Origin of the sequence: Lentzea albidocapillata (assembly GCF_000719115.1) — a bacterium.
GTDB classification, from domain to species: Bacteria; Actinomycetota; Actinomycetes; order Mycobacteriales; family Pseudonocardiaceae; genus Lentzea; species Lentzea albidocapillata.
The window spans coordinates 239,283-258,089 of record NZ_JOEA01000008.1 but is presented as its reverse complement, the minus strand read 5'-3'; the positions used below and the strand labels follow the sequence as shown (position 1 = coordinate 258,089).

Genomic DNA, 18,807 nt, shown 5'->3' with positions numbered 1-18,807 from the left:
TCAGGCCTTTCGTCGCCGGTGAGTAGGCCGCAGGTTCGCCGGCGGCGTCAACGCACGCGTCTCCACCCGCTCCAGCACCACCGAACTCGTCAGGTTCCGCACCTCCGTCCGCGAAGCGATCTTGTCCATCAGGAACGCCTGTAGGTGCGTGGAGTCGGCAACGGCGATGTGCAGCAGGAAATCGGCCTGCCCGGACACGTGGAAGATCGACCGGGTCTCCGGCTGAGCCATCACGAACGCCCGGAACCCGGCCACCACGGTCCGGGTGTGCGGCCGCACGTTCACCGAGATCACGGCCTCCAACGGCAGCCCGGTAGTAGCCGGATCCACGACGGCATGGCATCCCGTGATCACGCCGAGGTCGCGCAGCCGCCGCACCCGTTGCAGACAAGAAGAAGGCGCCAGCCCGACGATCTCCGCCAGAGCGCGGTTCGGCAGGGTCGCGTCGTTCTGCAACTCCTCCAGGATGTGCCAGTCGACCGAATCGAGTTCGGCTTGTTCGCGCATAACCGAACATCGTACTGACCTGCTGGAATTCACACGAACAAACCACCGACGATCAGCGCCATGCACATCGCGTGGACGTCGTTCCTGCTGGCACTCGTGGTGATCACGGTCGTGCCCGGTCCCGACTTCGTACTGGTCATGGGGAACGCGGTCCGCAGCCTCCGCAAGGGTGTCGAGGCTGCGCTCGGTGTGCTCACCGGGCTGCTGATCCACGGGACGCTCGCGACTGTCGGGTTGTCCGCGCTCGTGGCGGCGGCACCGGCGGCGCTCTTCGTGGTCAAGGCGATCGGCGCGCTCTACCTGGCCTACATCGGTTTCATGACGCTCAAGGCAGCCACCAAACCGATCGAGCAGCAGCCGCAGCAGAAGAACGTGTTCCTGCGCGGCATGTTGTGCGATCTGTTGAACCCCAAGGTGATGCTCACGTTCCTGAGCCTCATCCCGCAGGCGATGGACCCGAACGCCGCGCCCCTGCCTCAGGCGGCGGTGCTGAGCGCCGTCACGGTCGGCGTGTTCGCGGTGTTCTGGGTCATCGTGGTGCCGTCCGCGCGTCAACTCGGCAGGCTGCTGAGCAGGCCCCGGACCCGCGCGGCGTTCGAGCGGATCTGTGGGACCGCTCTCATCGGGCTGGCTGCGTCAGTTCTCGCTACCTGAGTCCCACGTGACGGACAGCTCGTCGCGCGTCCCGAAGCGGACCAGGTGCCGTTCTACGACGTCGCGCAGGCGTGCGACGTCCTCCTCCGACGTGCACACCACGCGCATGGTCAAGCCGTCGTCGGCGGCCTCGAACTCCGCGAGGCCGGCGGAGAAGCGGACGAAGCCGCGGGTGTCCTCCCAGGACCCTTCGAGGTCCTTGGCCGTGAAGTGCTTCACCAGCTGCGATCCGTACCTGGAGGCACGGTCGGTCGCCGAGCGTCCCACGCTCGTGAATTCCGTCATGAAGCCAACTTACGCCTAGCAATACGTACGGGCACGTGACGCGGTTCACCTGCCGAAACGGAGTCTGAGAACACCCTGTGACGTCTCGCGCAAAGGCGAAGAACACGGCAGGCTGTCGCCTATGACGGAAGGCAAAGCACGTATCGCGGTCACCGGTCTTGCCACCATGGGCAGCAACCTCGCGCGCAACCTCGCGCGGCACGGTTTCACAGTGGCAGTGCACAACCGGACGCCCGCGAAGATGAAGGCCCTGCTCGACGAGCACGGCCACGAGGGCGACTTCGTCGGCGCCGAGACGTTGCAGGAGCTGGTGGACAGCCTGCAGACGCCGCGCCAGATCATCATCATGGTCAAGGCGGGTGGCCCGACCGACGCCGTCATCGACGAGCTGAGCGGGCTCCTGGAGCCCGGCGACATGGTCATCGACGGCGGCAACGCCCACTTCAACGACACGCGCCGTCGTGAGGCCGCGCTGAAGGAGAAGGGGCTGCTGTTCGTCGGCGCCGGCATCTCCGGTGGCGAGGAGGGCGCGCTCAACGGGCCCAGCATCATGCCGGGCGGTCCCGCGGAGTCCTACCGGCACGTCGGGCCGGTCTTCGAGGAGATCGCGGCCAAGGTGGACGGTCAGCCGTGCTGCGTGCACGTCGGGCCGGACGGCGCCGGGCACTTCGTGAAGATGGTGCACAACGGCATCGAGTACGCCGACATGCAGCTCATCGCCGAGGCGTACGACCTGCTGAGCCGCATCGGCGGGCAGTCGCCGGCCGAGATCTCCGAGGTCTTCACGCAGTGGAACTCGGGTGACCTGGAGTCGTACCTGGTCGAGATCACCGCCGAGGTCCTCAAGCACGTCGACGCGGACGGCACGCCGCTCGTCCACGTCATCGAGGACGCGGCCGAGCAGAAGGGCACCGGCCGCTGGACCGTGCAGGAGGCGCTGGAACTGGGCGTCCCGGTCACCGGCATCGCCGAGGCGGTCTTCGCCCGCAGCCTGAGCGGCCACACCGAGCAGCGCAAGGCCGTGCGGGACGCGTTCGGTGCCAGCGAGGTCGTCGCGAAGCCGGACGCGGAACTGGTCGACGACGTGCGCCAAGCGCTCTACGCGTCGAAGGTCGTCGCGTACGCGCAGGGCTTCGACATGATGCGCGAGGCGTCGAAGAACTTCGACTGGGACATCGACCTCGGTGCGATGGCGACGATCTGGCGTGGTGGCTGCATCATCCGCGCGCAGTTCCTCAACCGCATCCGCGAGGCGTACGACGCGAACGCGGACATCGCGTCCCTTCTGGTGGACGACTACTTCCGCGACGCGGTGCAGAACGCCGAGGGCGCTTGGCGCAGGGTCGTGGTCCGCGCGGTCGAGTCCGGCGTGCCGACGCCGGGCTTCGTGTCCGCTTTGGCCTACTACGACGGACTTCGCTCCGAGCGACTGCCCGCCGCACTCGTGCAGGGACAGCGGGACTTCTTCGGGGCGCACACGTACAGGCGCACCGACAAGCCCGGTAGCTTCCACACGTTGTGGTCGGGTGATCGATCAGAGGTGGAAGCGTGAAGTTCCGAGTTCTGGGCGCGGTCATCGCTGTGGCGGCAGGGGTTTCCCTGACGTCCAGCGGCGGCGCCGTGGCGGTCGGCAACGAAGCCCTCACGGCTGATCTCGACACGATCCTGGCCGACAACGCGCTCAAGGGCGCGGACGTCGGCCTGGTCGTGCGGGACGCCGGTTCCGGAGAAGTGATCTACACCAGGCAGAGCAGCAGGCGTTCCCAGGTGGCGTCGAACATGAAGCTGCTCACCACGACGACAGCGCTCGACCTGCTGGGCCCGGACTTCCGCTGGAAGACCGAGCTCGTGTCGAGCGGCACGAAGTCCGGGGCGGTGCTCAAGGGCGACCTGGCGCTGCGCGGTGGCGGCGACCCGACGATGTCCCGGCTGCGCTACCAGCAGCTCGCGGACACGTTGAAGGCCAGCGGTGTCACCACCGTGAACGGCGCGTTGGTCATCGACGACACGAAGTTCGACGCGCAGCCGTACGGCACAGGCTGGGCGTGGGACGACGAGCCGTTCTCCTACAGCGCGGAGACGTCGGCGCTCACGTTCTCGCCGGACGCGAAGTTCAGCGCGGGCACGGTCCTCGTGCGCGTCAAGCCGGGTGCCGCGGCGGGCGCCCCGGCCGTCGTCACGACCGAACCGGCGAACGACCACGTGCAGGTCGTGTCCACGGCGACGACCGGCAACGCCGGCCTCTTCGTGGAACGCGAGCACGGCACGAACCGGATCATCGTCAGCGGGTCGACGTCCGTCGAGACCACCAGGCTCTCGTCGGTCAAGGACCCGGCCGGGCTCGTGACGTCGGTGTTCCAGAAGGCGTTGCAGGCCAGCGGGATCACCGTCACCGGCGGTGTGAAGCGGCAGAAGGCGCCGGCCGATGCCACTGTCCTCGCGACCGACACGTCGATGACGCTCGGCGAGCTGATCGTGCCGTTGCTCAAGGACAGCAACAACATGCTGGCCGAGGTGCTGGTCAAGACCGCGGGCGGCTCGTTCACCAACGGCATCAACCAGCTCAGCACCAAGTGGTCCGGTCTGGGCGTCGACCCGAACGCGGTCGAGGTCTTCGACGGTTCCGGCATGTCCCGGCTCGACCAGTTCTCGCCGGACGACCTCACGTCGGTGCTGATCAAGGCGAGGACCAAGCCGTGGTTCTCCGCGTGGCAGGCCTCACTGCCCGTCGCCGGTGTCGACGGCACACTGGTCAACCGCATGAGGAACACCCCGGCAGCGGGCAACGTGAAGGCCAAGACCGGGTCGCTCTCGGGTGTCTCGGGCCTGGCGGGCTACGTGAAGACCGCGGCGGGCCGTGACCTCGTGTTCTCGGTGGTGCAGAACAACGTCCTGCTCTTCAACAACCCGAAGAACATCGAGGACAGGATCGCCGTGCGCCTGGCCTCGGAGGGCGGCACGGTCTCGCCGCAGGTCCAGTCGGTGCCGCAGCAGCGCAAGGCTCCGGCGCAGGACCGCGCGAAGGTTCCCGCCCAGGAACGCTTCGACGTGGAGTGCTCCTGGATCGGTACCTGCTAGCAGAACGTCCCAAGTGGAGCCGCCCCGAGTCTTTTGGGGCGGCTCCTCGTTTTTATGCCGGTGAAGGCACGGGTTCGAGCCCGTTGCGGTCCGCGTCCACCAGGTACACGCGGGCGTTCGAGATGTCGAAGTACATGCCCTTCAACGTGAGCGTGCCCGCCACGATCGCCTCCCGGACGCTCGGGTAGCCGAGCAGGTTGTCCAGCTGCTGCGCGACGTTCGCCACGGCGAGCCGGTCCGCCACCGGCAGTTCCGCGCAACCGGGCGCCGTCGGCGCGTGGAACCTGATCAGCGACGGTTCGGCGTTGCGCAGCCACGAGCGCAGGTGCGATCCGCGCGGCGCGGACCCGCTGACCAACGCCTTCATCGCGCCGCAGTCGGAGTGTCCACACACGACGATCGTGCTGACGTTCAGGATCTCCACGGCGTACTCGACTGCAGCCCCGACCGACCTGTCCTCCGCGGACGACATCGGTACCAGGTTGCCGATGTTGCGTACGCAGAAGAGGTCGCCCGGCCCGGACGTGGTGATCAGGTTCGGCACCACGCGGGAGTCCGCACACGTGATGAACAACTGCTGGGGACGCTGCCCGCGCATCGCCAGTTCGTGCAGGAACGGCCGCACCAACGGCGCGGAGCGGCGTTCGAACTCGCGCATCCCGAGCAGCATCGGGTCGCTTTCCGCCGAGGCGCGCTGGGCCGGCAACGTCACGGCGCCGGGCGTGCCCTGCCAGTGCGACCACGGCGCGAACCAGCGCGGCAGCGGGCCGGGCAATGTCTTGCGCCGCCCCGGTTTGCCCTGGTTCGCCCGGTCGAACCAGGTGTCGTGCACCTCGTCGACCCGCACTCGGCCACCGAGCCGTTCGTAGCCCTCGCGCCAGTCGTTGATCGCCTCGTAGGACGCGTGGTCCAGGTAGTCGACGTGCAGCTCCAGCACGACGGTCTCGCCCTGCGGCATCCCGCGCAGCTCGCGCACGAGCCGTCCGACTCCCAGGAATACCAGCGATCCCCGCACGCACACCCGGTTGCCCTCGACGCGCACCGAGCAGTGCGTCAACCGGTACAGCGCACGCAGCAGCGCGACGACGAGCCCGGCGACCACGCCCTCCAGCAGTCCGAAGAGGACGACGCCGAGGACGGTCACGGCGTAGACCACGAACTCCCTGTGCTGCAGCAGGTTCCGCATCCGCTGGAGCGACACGAGCTTGAGCCCGACGACGAACAGCACGCCCGCCAGCGCGGACAACGGGATCAGCTCCAGGGCGGGGCTGAACGCCAGCACGGCCACCGCGATCCACACGCCCTGGAAGATCGCGGCGTACCGGGTCTTGGCGCCCGCCGCGACGTTCGTGGAGCTGCGCGCCAGGCCGCCGCTGATCGGGAACCCGCCCAGCGCGCCCGCGAGCACGTTGCCGGTGCCCTGCGCGATGAGTTCCTTGTCCAGCCGGGCACGCGGCCCGTCGTGCAGCCGGTCCGTGGCGACGGCGGACAGCAACGACTCCATGCTCGCCACCAGCGCGACCGTGACGATGGCCGTGACCACCGTACCGACGTTGCCCTGCGGCATCTCCGGGAACGTCAGCGCGTGGCTGTCCGGCAGGTCGACGTGGGCGACGTCGAGGCGCAGCACGAACGCCAGCGCGGTCGCCAGAACCACGGCCACCAGCGGCGCGGGGACCAGCGAGGCACGCGGAACTCGCGGCCACACAAGCAGAACCGCGATCGCCACTGCGCCGGCGATCACCGAGCCCAGCGAGGCGCCGGCCACTTCTCCCGGCAGCAGGGCGAGGTTCGCGGGCACGGACGACGCCGCCGTTCCGCCCAGCACCACCACGAGCTGCCCGGCGGCGATCGAGATGCCGATGCCCGCGAGCATGCCGTGCACGACGGCGGGGGACAGCGACATCACCACGCGGCTGATCCCGGTGAGCCCCAGCGCCAGTTGCAGCATGCCCGCGGCCAGCGTGATCGCCGCGGTGGCCGCCCACCCGAACTGCGCCACCAGCCCGGCGACGATGACCACGAGCCCGGTGCCCGGACCGCTGATCTGCAACGGTGCCCCGCTGATCGCGCCGACGACCACGCCGCCGATGACCGCGGAGATGATCCCCGCCATCAACGGCGCGCCCGTGGCGTGCGCGATGCCGAGCGACAGCGGGATCGAGATCAGGAACAGCACGAAGCTCGCGGGCAGGTCGTGCTTCAGGATCAGCGGAGGACCGTGCGGGGTGTGCTCGCCGGCGTTGGATCTGGGCAGATGGTTCACGGGTTTCCCTTTGCGGATAGCGGCATAGCCCTGTGCGACGGAGGCACAGGGCGGGAGGGGAACTGCGAAGGGTTGCGCTCTAGAAGCGCTCTAAGGGCAGCATGCGTCGCGGCCGGACGGCATCGAGCTCGTCGGCGCGGTCATGCGGGGTCGGCACGGGAACACCTCCGTGTCGGCACAGGCATCGAGGGCCGGGATCAGGCCGCGTCGACGTCCATGATGAGGCCGGAATCGCTGCGGTGGCAGATCTTTCAGCCAACCGTGTTGATCTTGACCGGCGTCGTTACGCGAGGTGATGACCTAGTGCCGCGACCGGCAGCCTTTGCCCCGTATTCGGCGGTCAGACGGGTGTCTCGTGGTGCCGGCCCCGCGTCCTCATCCTGGTTGGCTGTGGGCGTGGGGCCGGTGCCGCGAGGCGCCCTGCTGAGCGTCGAAGACGCGGCGAAGGTTGCCGGTCGCGGCACTAGCAGGGCCGGCTCCGGTCGGGGGATGCGGAGCCGGCCCAGGTCGGGACGGAACTGAAGAACTATCGAGTTCCGGAAATTCAGCCTACCGAGCGCAGGTGCTTGCCGTGTGAAGTCTCCTGGCCGACGACGGTCAGGATCAGCTGCGCCGAGAGGTAAGCACGGCACGGTGCGGGCATCCGCCGTGAGAACCAGCCGCGCTTGCAGGTCGCGCACCGGCCGTGCTCGTCGGGCTGGTGCTCGTCGAGCAACGCCTTCACCACCGCGACCACCCTCGGCAACTCAACCCTGGCGAGTACGAGAGCGGTCTGGTCGTCGCCGCGTTCGGCGAGGTCGGTGAGTGTGGCCAGGTGCGAGTGCAGCGAATTGTCCAGTTGGCTGAACACCGTGACGGCCATCAGGCTCAGAGCTCCAGTCCCTACGTAAGCAGCCCATGCAGACTGTCGCGCCGAACCTGCGATCTGCAAGTTGCAGTACACGAATGGATGACGTCTCTTTGCGACGCGCTGGTTTGCTCTCAAACTGGGAACGACCAGGAGGTGTGGGATGTCACGGGGCAGCAGCCCGACCCTGCGCAAGCGCCGGCTCGTGAGCGAGCTTCGGAGGCTGCGCGAAGTGGCCGGGCTGACGATCGAGGAGGTCGGCGAGCGCCTCGAGTGCTCGGCTTCCAAGATCAGCCGCATCGAGACGGGGCGTGTGGGGGTGAGCCCGCGTGACGTGCGGGACATGCTCAGCGCTTACGACGCGGACGTCGCCACCCTCGAAGAACTGGTCCAGCTGGCAAGGGAAGCCCGTCGCAAGGCGTGGTGGGACGAGTTCGGCGACATCGTGCCCGGTCGATACGTGGGGTACGAGGCCGACGCGGACTCGATCAGGACCTACCAGGGGCTGATGATCCCGGGCCTGCTGCAGTGCGAGGCGTACACGAGGGCGTTGATCTCACAGGTGCTGCCGGACGCGCGCACCGCCGAGATCGACCGGCGCGTCCGGTTGCGCAAGGCCAGGCAGGCCTTGCTGAGTGAGGACGACCCGTTGCGCCTGCACGTCGTGATCGACGAAGCCGCCCTGCGCCGGCTCGTCGGCGGCGTCGAGGTGATGCGCGCGCAGATGGCGCGTCTTCTCGAAGTCGGTGCATTGCCGAACGTCACGATGCAGGTCGTGCCGTTCAGCGCCGGTGGTCATGCCGCGATGGACGGCCCGTTCGTCATCCTGAGCTTTCCCGAGCGGCTCGACCCCGACGTGGTGTACATCGAAAGCACCAGAAGCGGCGTCTACCTGGAACAACAGTCGGACGTCCATTCCTACGCCGAGATGTTCGAGCGTCTCGTGACTTCCGCCCAGACCCCGCGGGAATCGGCAACCCTGATCACGGAGATCGCTCGCACTCTCGCGTGACAGCGACCGGGAGTGAACAGAGTGGAAAGCTTGCGTTGGCGAAAGAGCAGCAGGTCGTCGGCCGGTGGGCCCGATTGCGTGGAGATCGCGCTCGTCCCAGCCGGCGCCGCGGTCCGTGACAGCAAGAACGCGGACGGAGCGCGGCTGGAGTTCGGCGACGGGGGATGGGACACCTTCCTCACCGCCGCGAAGATCGGCTCTTTTGTCAGCTGATCGGCAGGTACGGCAGAAGGCCCTGGCTGGATCATCCAGCCAGGGCCTTCTCGCGTAAAGGGGACGTGGGCCGGCCGGCGTTCCGCCGCCGCGGGCTGGATGCCCCTTGCACGCCGGCCGACCCACGTCGATCATGGGGAGCAGCGGAGGTTCCGCTGTCCGGTCCAACCTGTTCCGACTCGCGGATCTCCGGTTTCCGTTGATCTCGCCGTCTGTGGTTGGTTGGACACGCTAAGCGTAAGAATGCCTTCTACAGCACGACTGGAGCCCGACTGAAGTGATCTTCAAGCTCCAGGTGGCCCACAGGCGAAGGACAGATCGGTGACGCACGGCGAGGAACCCCTTCGGTTCGAGGTTCTCGGCCTTCTCCGGGTCGTTCGCGCAGGTCAAGAGGTTGATCTCGGTGCGGCGAAGCAGCGCGCCGTCCTCGCGGTCCTGCTGCTGGCGCGCAACACGCCGGTCAGTCGCGGGCACATCATCGAGGCCGTGTGGGGCGACAACGTGCCCTCGAGTGCGGTCAACCTGGTCCAGACCTATGTCGCCGGACTGCGCAGGGCCCTCGAACCGACCCGTGCCAGGAGGGCTCCCGCCGAGCTGCTGACGTCGGTCGGCGACGGCTACCTGATGCGCGTCGAGCCCGGTGCCCTGGACCTCGACGTGTTCGAACGTCAAGTGCTGCTCGCGAACCGCATGCGCGCCGCCGGTGACCTGGCCGGAGCCGCGGTCGAGCTCGACGACGCGCTGGCGTTGTTCCGCGCCGAGCCGCTGGGCGGTGTGTCCGGTCTCCTCGCCGACGTCGAACGCGGTCGTCTCGTCGAACGCCGGCTCGCGGTGCTGGAGGAACGGGCCGAGCTCGGTCTCGCGATCGGGCAGGGTCCGGAACTGGTCTCGCAGCTGAGCCTGACGGTCGTCGAGCACCCGTTGCGCGAACGCGGCCACGGGCTGCTGATGAGGGCGCTGGTCCAGGCCGGCCGGCAGGCCGAGGCGCTGGCCGCGTACCGGGAAGCGCGCGCCGTGCTCATCGAGGAGCTCGGCGTCGAGCCGGGCCCCGAACTGCGCCGGGTGCACCAGGCAGTGCTGGCGGGGGACAGCCCCGAGCCGGAACGCGCGCCCGTCCGCGTGCCGCAGCCGGTGTCCGCGCCTGAACCCGTGCCGGTGACGATCCCCGCGCAGCTGCCCCGCGCGCCCGTCGCGCTGATCGGCCGGGACGCCGAGCTCGGCTACCTGGACGCGTTGCTGCGCGGCCACGACGGCCCGGTGATGCTGGTGACCGGACCGGCGGGGGTCGGCAAGACCGCGCTGGCCCTGCACTGGGCGCATCGCGTGCGTGAGGAGTTCCCGGACGGCCAGCTCTACGTCGACGTGCACGGGTACGACCCGAACCGGGAGCCGCTGGAGATCGGCGAGGTGCTCAACCGGTTCCTGCGTGCCCTGGGCGTGCCGGCCGGCGACACCCCCGTCTCGGTCGACGAACGTTCCGCGTTGCTGCGCACGTTGCTGGCCGATCGCCGGATGCTCGTGATGCTCGACAACGTCCGCAGCTCGGCCGACCTGTTACCGCTGCTGCCGGGTGCGCCGTCGTGCGTCGTCGTGACGTCGCGGCGCCGGTTGGTCGGGCTCGTCGCGCAGGTCGAGGCGAAGCTGGTCGAGCTGGACATGCTCGACCCGGACGCCGCCGTCGACGTGCTGGGCCGCATCGCCGGCCGGTCCGACATCGAGGCCGGCGCCCTGCGCGAACTGGCCGAGCTGTGCGACGGCCTGCCGCTCGCGCTCCGGATCGCCGCGGCCCGTCTCGCCGTGTCCCCTCGCCTGCGCGTCGCCGAACTGGTCGAGGAACTGCAGGACGAGCAGGGCCGCCTGGCCGCGCTCGGCCTGGAGGACGGTGAGGGCACCGTACGAGCAGCTCTGGACGCCTCGCGCCGTGCGTTGCCCGCGGAGCCGTCGCGACTGCTGGCGATCGTCGGCCTGCACCCCGGCGCGGACCTCACCCCGCATGTGGTCGCGGCGATGGGCGACGTCCCGTTGCTGGAGGCCCAACGCGCGCTGGACGCGTTGACGGCCGCGAACCTGCTGTCCGTCAGCGAACCCGGCCGGCACTTCGCGCACGACATCGTCCGCGTCTACACCAAGACGCTGGCCGGTGAGCTGTCCGAGCCCGAACGCCGTGCCGCGACCGGCCGCATGCTCGACTACTACCTGCACTGCGCGGACCTCGCGGACGGCCTGCTGCCGATCAACCGCGGCAGCGTCCTGGTCGCGCCGGAGCACCGGCCCGTGCACGTGCCCGCGATCTCCGGTGCCGCGGACGCGACGGCCTGGTTCGACGCCGAGCGCGCGAACCTGATCGCCGCCGCCGAACTGGCGTCGGGCTCCGGCTGGCACGTGCACGCGTGGCAGCTGCCGTACACGTTGTCGCGGTACCTGTGGCTGCGGACCGAGCGCGAGACCTCGTTGCGTCTCACCGAAGCCGCGCTACAGGCCGCCATCGCCCTGAACGACGCCGACGCCCGGTTCGTCATGCAGTTCAACCTGGGCGTCGCGTTGCTGCAGTTCGAACGGTTCGAAGAGGCGTTGCAGGCCCAGCAGGGCGCACTGGAGGTGGCGCGCCGCAAGGAGGACGTGCACCAGCAGGCACGGGCCCTGACGACGGTCGCCGGCACGTTGCAGGACCTGGGCCGGGCCGCCGAGGCGGAGGAGCACTACCGCGAGGCCATGGAGATCTCACGGATCGCGGGCTCGAAGTGGGCCGAGGCCAACGCGCACCACCACCTCGGTTTGTTGTACTTGAGCACCCAGCGCTTCGACGACGCGATGCCGTGGCTGCGGGTGGCGTTGCGGATGTACCACGAGGTCGGCGAGCAGTGCGGGGAAGCGGCCTGCCATACCGACATCTCCACGGCTCTGCTGGAGACCGGCGATACGGACGGTGCGCTGTCGGCTGCCCGTACGGCGTTGGCCGTGGCGTGCGATGCCGTCTCGCCGTACCACCAGGCGTTGGCGCACGACCGGCTCGCGGCGGTGTTCGAGCAGCTCGGCGCAGCGGGAGCGGCGGCGCACTGGCAGCGGGCGCTGGCGTTGTTCACGGAGCTGGGCGCGCCGGAAGCCGACGGGGTAAGGGCCCGGCTGGCTCGCGCACGTGCGGTGACGGTCGGGTAAGGGGTTCGGCGGGCAGGACTGCGTGATCGCCCGATGCCTTACCGCGTCCCTCAGGACGACCCTCAGGACCATGAACGAATGGACCCCTGAGGCGATCAAGGCGGAAATCGACTACCGGCGTGGCAACGCGGTGTGCAACTGGCGGCGTTCGAACGGTCGCGGGCCGTCGTGGCTGAGCCGCATGATGCACCGCACAATCTCCCGGGCGCGGTGAAACCCACTGCAGGCGCCCCGGCGAAATCCGTGCAACGCCCTGCTGAACAAGTTACTCGTGAACTAGCACTGACCTGTGACAGCATGCCACTTGTGGCGCGCCTTGGTTCCGGAATCCCGTTGGTCGCGCGTGATCGCGAGTTGGACCGGTTGCGTGCCGCATTGGCGCAGGCCGGGGAGGGCACCGCGGGGGCGGTGCTGCTCGCCGGTGACGCCGGTGTCGGCAAGACGCGGCTGATCGAGGAGCTGGCCGCCGGCGCCGACGACACCATCGTCCTCATGGGACGGTGTCTGGACGTCGGCGAGACCGGTCTGCCGTACCTGCCGTTCGCCGAGGCTTTGAGCAAGTTGAAGAGCGACGTCGCGCACCGGCCCGCGCTCGCGATGTTGCTGCCGCAGCTGGCGTTGCCGGCCGAACGCGAGCCCGGCACCGAGGGCATGATCGCGCCGAGCCTGGTCCCCGGCCGCAGGCCCGAGCAGGACGTGGGACAGCTCCAGCTGTTCGACGCCGTGCTCGGGCTGCTCAGTGATCTCTCCGAGCGGCAGCGCGTGCTGTTCGTGGTCGAGGACCTGCACTGGGCGGACGCGTCCACCCGGTACCTGCTGTCGTTCCTGTTGTCCCGCCTGCGTTCCCAGCGTCTGCTGGTCGTCGGCACCTACCGCGCGGACGACCTGCACCGCAGCCATCCCTTGCGCGCCTTGCTGTCCGAGCTGGTCCGGCTGCCCGCCGTCGACCGCCTGGACCTCACGCCGTTCAACGCGGCCGATGCCCGCAGGTTCGTCGAGGCCCTGTCCGACGACCTGCCGAAGGACGTCCTGCGGCAGGTCGCGGAACGCTCCGAGGGCAACGCCTTCTTCGCCGAGGAACTCATCGCGGTGGCCACCTGTGACGACGGCAGGTCGTTGCCGTCCGCGCTGGTCGACGTTCTGCTCAGCCGGGTCGAAAGCCTTGGTCCCGAGGCGCAGCACGTCGTCCGCGTCGCGTCGGTCTGGGGCCGCCGGGTCCGGCACTACCGGCTGCACGAGGTCGCGGGCATGGCGGACATCGCGTTCGACACGGCGTTGCGCGAACTGATCCAGCACCACCTCCTCGTCGTGAACGAGGACGAGGTCTACGCCTTCCGGCACGCGCTGGTCCGGGAGGCCGTCTACGGCGACCTGCTGCCCGGCGAACGAGGCCGGCTGCACGCCGCCTATGCCCGGCACCTGGCTCAGAGGCTGGACGAACGCGGTTCGTCGGCGGCGCTGGCCCATCACGCGTTCGAGAGCCACGACCTGCCGCAGGCGCTGAAGGCCTCGATCCAGGCGGCCAAGGAGGCCGAACGCGCCGGGGCGCCCGCGGAGTCGTTGCGGTACCTGGAAAAGGCCCTCAACCTGTGGAACGCCGTCGCCGAGGTGGATCGTCCGTCCGATGTGGACGAGTCCGTGCTGCTGCGGCGCGCGTCCTGGGTCGCGGGCACGGCCGGGCAGCCGGAACGCGCGGTCGCGTTCGCCCGCAGCGCCACCAAGGCGATCAGCGCCGAGCAGACGCCGGAGGAGGCCGCCGAGATCTGGTTGCGGCTCTCGCAGGCGCTGTCGATCCTCGACGGCAACGAGGAAGAGCACTTCCTGGTCCTGGCGAAAGCGCTCCAGCTCGTGCGGGACCGCGAGCCCAGTCCCACGCGCGCCCGGGTGTTCGCGGGCAAGGCGTCTTCCCTGCGCCAGCAACGCAAGGACGACGAAGCGCGCGAAGCGGCAGAGCTGGCGATCGCGGACGGCCGGACGGCGAACGCGCCGGGTGCGATCGCGGACGGCCTCGGCACCCTGGCGATCCTCGACGACCACGCGAACCGGCCGGAGGAGGCCAAGGCCAGCTTCGAGCGCGCGATCCAGCACGCACGCGAGGTCGGAGCGTTCAACAACGAACTGAGGGCTTGGTACTACTACGGAATGATGCACTACGACCGCGGCGAACTGGCCGAGGCGGCGCGCGTCTACAACCTCGCGGGGGACAGGGCCAAGGAGACCGGCCTGACCTGGAGCATGTTCGGGCTGGAAATCCGCATCCTGCAGGTGCTGGTGCACTACTACATCGGCGACTGGGACTACGCGGCGTGGGCCAGCGAACCGCCCGGCATGTCCGTGTCGTCGACGGTGCTGGCGCGGCTGGCGTCGGCGAGCACGCACCTCACGGTCTCGCGCGGTGATCTGGCCGAGTCCGAGCGGATGATCACCAAGCTGCGCAGCGACTGGCACCGCGACATCCAGATCGCCCTGATCAACGGCGGTACGGGCGCGGAGCTCGCGTTGTGGCGCGGCCGTCCGGAGCTGGCCGTCGAACGCGTCACGGACGCGCTGGAGTGGGCGCGCAAGCTCGGCGGTCCGTGGATGCTCGCGGGCATCAGGATCGGCGCGATCGGCATCGCGGCGCACGCGGAGATCGCCGCGAAGGCGCGCCGCAAGCGCGACGCCGAAGCGGAGGCCAACGCCGTCAAAGCAGGCCATGAGCTCGCCGAGCACGTGCGGCTGACCGCGCGGAACGGCAAGCCGCGGGCGGGCACCCTCGGTCCGGAGGGACGCGCCTGGCTGGCCCGTTCCAACGCCGAGGAGTCACGGCTGCGCGGCGCGGGAGATCCGGAGCTGTGGCGCAACGCGGTCGACGAGTTCGGCTACGGGGTCGCGTTCGAGCAGGCGCTGTGCCGGTGGCGGCTCGCGGAGGCGCTGCTCGGAGCGGAACGCCGCGACGAGGCCGCCGAGCAGCTACGCCTGGCCGACGAGGTGGCGACGCGGCTCAAGGCCGTTCCGCTCGCCACGGCCGTCGCGTCGTGCGCCAAGCGGGCCCGCATCAGCCTCAGGGCCGACGAACCGGTGCGCGAGCAGGTCGACGTCTTCACCCCGCGGGAACGCGACGTGCTCGGCCTGGTGGCCGCGGGACGGACGAACCGCGAGGTCGGCGAGGAGCTCTACATCAGCGAGAAGACCGTTTCCGTGCACCTTTCCCGGATCATGGCGAAGCTGGGAGCCTCGCGGCGCGCGGAGGCCGTGGCCATCGCGTACGACCGGGGTCTGCTGGAATAGCGCCGGTTGTCATACCTCAGGCTGATGCGCAACGCGTCGCGGAGTTGATGTCCGCGTACTCAGCTTCCTCATAGCTTCTTCCTCATCAAGGAACGCCCCTGTGAGGAAAGGCAAGTCACATGTCTGCACTGGTGTCCGAGGTCGGCACCCGGACCGCCGCGGCGGCCCACAACCTGGTGAAGGTCTACGGCAAGGGTGACACCGCGGTGCGGGCGCTCGACGGCATCAACGTCGCCTTCCAGGCCGGTCGTTTCACCGCGATCATGGGCCCGTCGGGGTCCGGCAAGTCCACGCTGATGCACTGCCTCGCGGGACTGGACACGGTGGACAGCGGCGAGATCCACATCGGACAGACCGAGATCACCAAGCTGAACGACAAGGACCTGACCAAGCTGCGCCGCGACCGCGTCGGCTTCGTGTTCCAGGCATTCAACCTGCTGCCGACGCTGACCGCCGAGCAGAACATCCTGCTGGGCCTGGAGCTCGCCGGCCGCAAGCCCGACCGGGAGTGGTTCGACACGATCGTCAACGTGCTGGGCCTGCGTGACAGGCTCACGCACCGCCCGACCGAGCTGTCCGGTGGCCAGCAGCAGCGCGTGGCCTGCGCCCGTGCGCTCGTCGCCCGTCCCGAGGTCATCTTCGCCGACGAGCCGACCGGCAACCTGGACTCCCGCAGCGGCGCCGAGGTCCTCGACTTCCTGCGCATGTCGGTCCGCAAGATGGGCCAGACCGTGATCATGGTGACGCACGACCCGGTGGCCGCGAGCTACGCGGACCGCGTGGTGCTGCTCGCCGACGGCCGGCTCGCGGGCGAGATCCACCAGCCCACCACCGAGTCCGTCGTCAACGCCCTCACGCACCTGGGGGCGTGAGGTAGATGCTGAAGACCATCCTTGCGGGCCTTCGAGCCCGCACGGCGAGGCTGGTGCTGTCCAGCATCGCCATCGCGCTCGGCGTCGCGTTCGTGACGGGCACGCTCGTGCTCGGCGACGCGGTCGGGGAACAGACGAGGGACAACTTCGCCCGCAGCGCCCGCAACGTCGACGCGGCCGTGCACATGGCGGAGAACAGCCCCGACCGGGAGAAGGGCATCCCCGCCGACTTCCTGCAGAAGATCCGCAGCACGCCCGGTGTCGAGGGCGCGGACTCGCGTGAGTTCGGCAGCGCCGCGTTGCTCAGCGGGGAAGGCAAGGCGCGCAGCGCGATGGTGCAGCCGCTGCCCACGACGGAGAAGCTGCGCGACTTCAACCTCAAGGACGGCAAGTTCCCGGTCAAGGCCGACGAGGCCGCGATCGACGTCAAGACCGCGCAGGTCGCGAAGCTCAAGGTCGGCGACAAGCTCAAGCTGCTCGACGAGGAGAACGCCGAGCACGCGTTCACCATCGTCGGCACCTACCAGCAGGGCGCCAGCAGCATCTCGATGTCCGGCAGCGACCACGTCCTGGTCTCGCCGGAGGGCCTGCGCACGGTGATCCCGGAGCAGCGGATCTACGAGATCGTCGCGGTCGCCAAGTCCGGTGTCTCGCAGCAACAGCTGGTCGACGACATCACCAAGGCGATCGGCGCCGGCTACGAGGTGCAGACCGGTGAGCAGCTGACCCAGGCCACGCTGGCGCAGGTCGGTGACGCCGCGAGCGAGATCAAGACGTTTCTGCTCGCGTTCGCCGCGATCTCGCTCATCGTCGCGGGCATGGTCATCTACAACACCTTCACGATCCTCGTCGCCCAGCGCACGAAGGAGCTCGCGCTGCTGCGCTGCGTCGGAGCGAACCGCTCGCAGGTGTTCCGCAGCGTGCTCGCCGAAGCGCTCTTCATGGGTCTCACGGCGTCCGTGCTCGGCCTCCTCGGCGGAGTCGGCGTCTCGGCAGGCCTGCAGGCGTTCATCAGCACGGTGGGCGGCCCCGGTGGCGAGGACGCCCCCATCCGCCTGCCGATCTCGTGGGTGACCATCGCCGCCGGCTTCGGTGTCGGCGTGGTCGTGACCGTGCTGTCGGCCGTGCTGCCGGCCCGCCGTGCCACGAAGGTCGCCCCGGTGGCCGCCCTGCGTTCGCAGCCGGACAGCTCCGACGACGTCGCCCGTACCGGCAAGGTCCGGATCGTCGTCGCGACGCTGATCGCGCTGATCGGTGGCGTCGCCGTCTACTTCGGACTGCAGCAGGAGAAGGAAGAGCCGGCGATGTTCATCACCGGTGGCGCCACCATGGTGCTGTTGCTCGCGGTGCTGCTGCTCGGCCCGCTGTACGTGCCGCTGGTGAACCGCCTGTTCGGCAAGGCGCTGCGCGGTGTCCCGGCGAAGCTGGCCTCGGCCAACGCGGGCCGCAACCCCAAGCGCACGGCCGCGACCACGGCGGCGCTGATGATCGGCGTGACCATCGTCGCCATGGTGACGGTCGTGGCCGGCAGCGGCCGCGCGACCATGAACGAGCAGGTCGACAAGAGGTTCCCCTCCGACTACGCGGTCAAGTCGAACGTCTACAGCCAGCCGCTCACGCAGAAGTTCACCGACGACCTCGCGAAGGTGCGCAACGTCGCGCAGGTCGCGCCCGAGCTCCGGGCCTACGGCGAGTCGCCCAAGCTGGAGTACGCCGACGTCACCGGGTACCCGGCCGACGCGATCGGTTCCCTGGTGCGCCCGGACGTCGCCGCCGGCACGCTGGCCGGGCTCAAGGACGGCGAGCTCGCCATGCGGGAGAAGGAGGCCAAGGAAGCAGGCCTCACCGTCGGCTCCACCGTCCCGATCAGCGGCAAGGACTTCAAGATCGTCGCCCTGATCAAGGACAACAGCTACGGCACCGGCATCATGACGCTCAAGTCCGCCGAGTCCCTGCTCAAGGAGCCCGCGAAGGGCTACCAGAATGTGCTGGTCAAGCTCGTGCCGGGCACGGACATCACGCAGGCCCGCGCCGACCTGGAGCGGTTCATCGCGACCTCGCCGGTGGCGGTGCTCGACTCCGCGGCCGAGACCAAGGCGGAGCTGAACGGGCAGATCGACCAGATCCTGATGTTCATCTGGGCCCTCGTCGGCCTGGCGCTGATCATCGCCCTGTTCGGCATCGCGAACACGCTGACGCTCTCGGTGCTCGAACGGACCCGCGAGTCCGCCCTGCTGCGGGCACTCGGCCTGACCAGGGGCCAGCTGCGGCAGATGCTGGTGGTCGAGTCGATCCTGATGGCGCTGATCGGCGCGGTCGTGGGTGTGCTGCTCGGCGCCGGGTTCGGGTGGCTGCTGGTCGAGGCGATCTCGAACTCGGAGTTCCGGATCAGCTTCTCCATCCCGTTCGGTCAGATCGGCATCATGCTCGGCCTGGCCGTGATCGCGGCGGTCATCGCCGCCGCCCTGCCCGCTCGCCGCGCGGCCAGGAACTCCGTGGTCGCGGGCATGGCGGAGGGGTAGGACACCCCGCCTGGCCCTGGCTGTCAGGCGGGTTCGGGAGTGCGGAAACAGGGGCCGCACGACCGGGGGATCGGTGGAGGTCCGGTGCTGTCGGGGCACCGGGCCTCCGCTGCGTTCGGCCGGTT

14 protein-coding genes are annotated in these 18,807 nt (G+C 69.3%); 10 read left to right on the top strand and 4 right to left on the bottom strand.

Annotated features, from left to right (window positions below; genetic code table 11):
- Nucleotides 1-507: an Lrp/AsnC family transcriptional regulator gene (locus tag IG04_RS0113700; protein WP_030476997.1), complete on the bottom strand. Its 507-nt coding sequence runs from the start codon at nucleotides 505-507 to the stop codon at nucleotides 1-3.
- Nucleotides 508-567: 60 nt separating this feature from the next.
- Between IG04_RS0113700 and IG04_RS0113695 the strand changes: the two genes are divergently transcribed.
- A complete protein-coding gene (locus IG04_RS0113695; RefSeq protein ID WP_030476996.1) occupies nucleotides 568-1,161 on the top strand; it encodes a LysE family translocator in 594 nt (197 codons plus the stop codon).
- Here IG04_RS0113695 and IG04_RS0113690 read toward each other — a convergent pair.
- The gene (locus IG04_RS0113690; protein WP_030476995.1) at nucleotides 1,144-1,446 is read right to left on the bottom strand and encodes a DUF2218 domain-containing protein; all 303 of its coding nucleotides are present in this window, start codon (nucleotides 1,444-1,446) and stop codon (nucleotides 1,144-1,146) included. The two genes, IG04_RS0113695 and IG04_RS0113690, sit on opposite strands and share 18 nt — an antisense overlap.
- A gap of 121 nt (nucleotides 1,447-1,567) precedes the next feature.
- On the opposite strand from IG04_RS0113690, the gene gndA reads away from it, so the two are divergent.
- A complete protein-coding gene (gndA, locus tag IG04_RS0113685; RefSeq protein ID WP_030476994.1) occupies nucleotides 1,568-2,998 on the top strand; it encodes an NADP-dependent phosphogluconate dehydrogenase in 1,431 nt (476 codons plus the stop codon).
- Nucleotides 2,995-4,524 (top strand): D-alanyl-D-alanine carboxypeptidase/D-alanyl-D-alanine endopeptidase, encoded by a 1,530-nt coding sequence (gene dacB, locus IG04_RS0113680; protein ID WP_030476993.1) that lies wholly within the window; start codon nucleotides 2,995-2,997, stop codon nucleotides 4,522-4,524. The genes gndA and dacB overlap by 4 nt, the downstream gene beginning before the upstream one ends.
- 52 nt (nucleotides 4,525-4,576) lie before the next feature.
- On the opposite strand, the gene IG04_RS0113675 is transcribed toward dacB, so the two are convergent.
- On the bottom strand, nucleotides 4,577-6,790 hold the full coding sequence (locus IG04_RS0113675) for a SulP family inorganic anion transporter (protein WP_030476992.1): 2,214 nt from the start codon (nucleotides 6,788-6,790) through the stop codon (nucleotides 4,577-4,579).
- A gap of 544 nt (nucleotides 6,791-7,334) precedes the next feature.
- Nucleotides 7,335-7,652: a hypothetical protein gene (locus IG04_RS0113670; RefSeq protein ID WP_030476991.1), complete on the bottom strand. Its 318-nt coding sequence runs from the start codon at nucleotides 7,650-7,652 to the stop codon at nucleotides 7,335-7,337.
- 148 nt (nucleotides 7,653-7,800) lie between these two features.
- On the opposite strand from IG04_RS0113670, the gene IG04_RS0113665 reads away from it, so the two are divergent.
- From IG04_RS0113665 to IG04_RS0113635, 7 genes are all read left to right on the top strand, one after another.
- Nucleotides 7,801-8,649: a helix-turn-helix domain-containing protein gene (locus IG04_RS0113665; RefSeq protein ID WP_030476990.1), complete on the top strand. Its 849-nt coding sequence runs from the start codon at nucleotides 7,801-7,803 to the stop codon at nucleotides 8,647-8,649.
- A 12-nt stretch (nucleotides 8,650-8,661) separates the two neighbouring features.
- Nucleotides 8,662-8,862, top strand: a complete 201-nt coding sequence (locus IG04_RS0113660) for a DUF397 domain-containing protein (protein ID WP_030476989.1) — start codon at nucleotides 8,662-8,664, stop codon at nucleotides 8,860-8,862.
- A 321-nt stretch (nucleotides 8,863-9,183) separates the two neighbouring features.
- The gene (locus IG04_RS0113655; RefSeq protein ID WP_030476988.1) at nucleotides 9,184-12,018 is read left to right on the top strand and encodes an AfsR/SARP family transcriptional regulator; all 2,835 of its coding nucleotides are present in this window, start codon (nucleotides 9,184-9,186) and stop codon (nucleotides 12,016-12,018) included.
- Between the two features lie 70 nt (nucleotides 12,019-12,088).
- On the top strand, nucleotides 12,089-12,232 hold the full coding sequence (locus tag IG04_RS46455; protein ID WP_157512916.1) for a hypothetical protein: 144 nt from the start codon (nucleotides 12,089-12,091) through the stop codon (nucleotides 12,230-12,232).
- An 83-nt stretch (nucleotides 12,233-12,315) separates the two neighbouring features.
- Nucleotides 12,316-15,288: a helix-turn-helix transcriptional regulator gene (locus IG04_RS0113645; protein WP_030476987.1), complete on the top strand. Its 2,973-nt coding sequence runs from the start codon at nucleotides 12,316-12,318 to the stop codon at nucleotides 15,286-15,288.
- 119 nt (nucleotides 15,289-15,407) lie between these two features.
- On the top strand, nucleotides 15,408-16,160 hold the full coding sequence (locus IG04_RS0113640) for an ABC transporter ATP-binding protein (RefSeq protein ID WP_030476986.1): 753 nt from the start codon (nucleotides 15,408-15,410) through the stop codon (nucleotides 16,158-16,160).
- A 5-nt stretch (nucleotides 16,161-16,165) separates the two neighbouring features.
- Nucleotides 16,166-18,682: an ABC transporter permease gene (locus IG04_RS0113635; protein WP_030476985.1), complete on the top strand. Its 2,517-nt coding sequence runs from the start codon at nucleotides 16,166-16,168 to the stop codon at nucleotides 18,680-18,682.
- Nucleotides 18,683-18,807 lie beyond the last annotated feature (125 nt).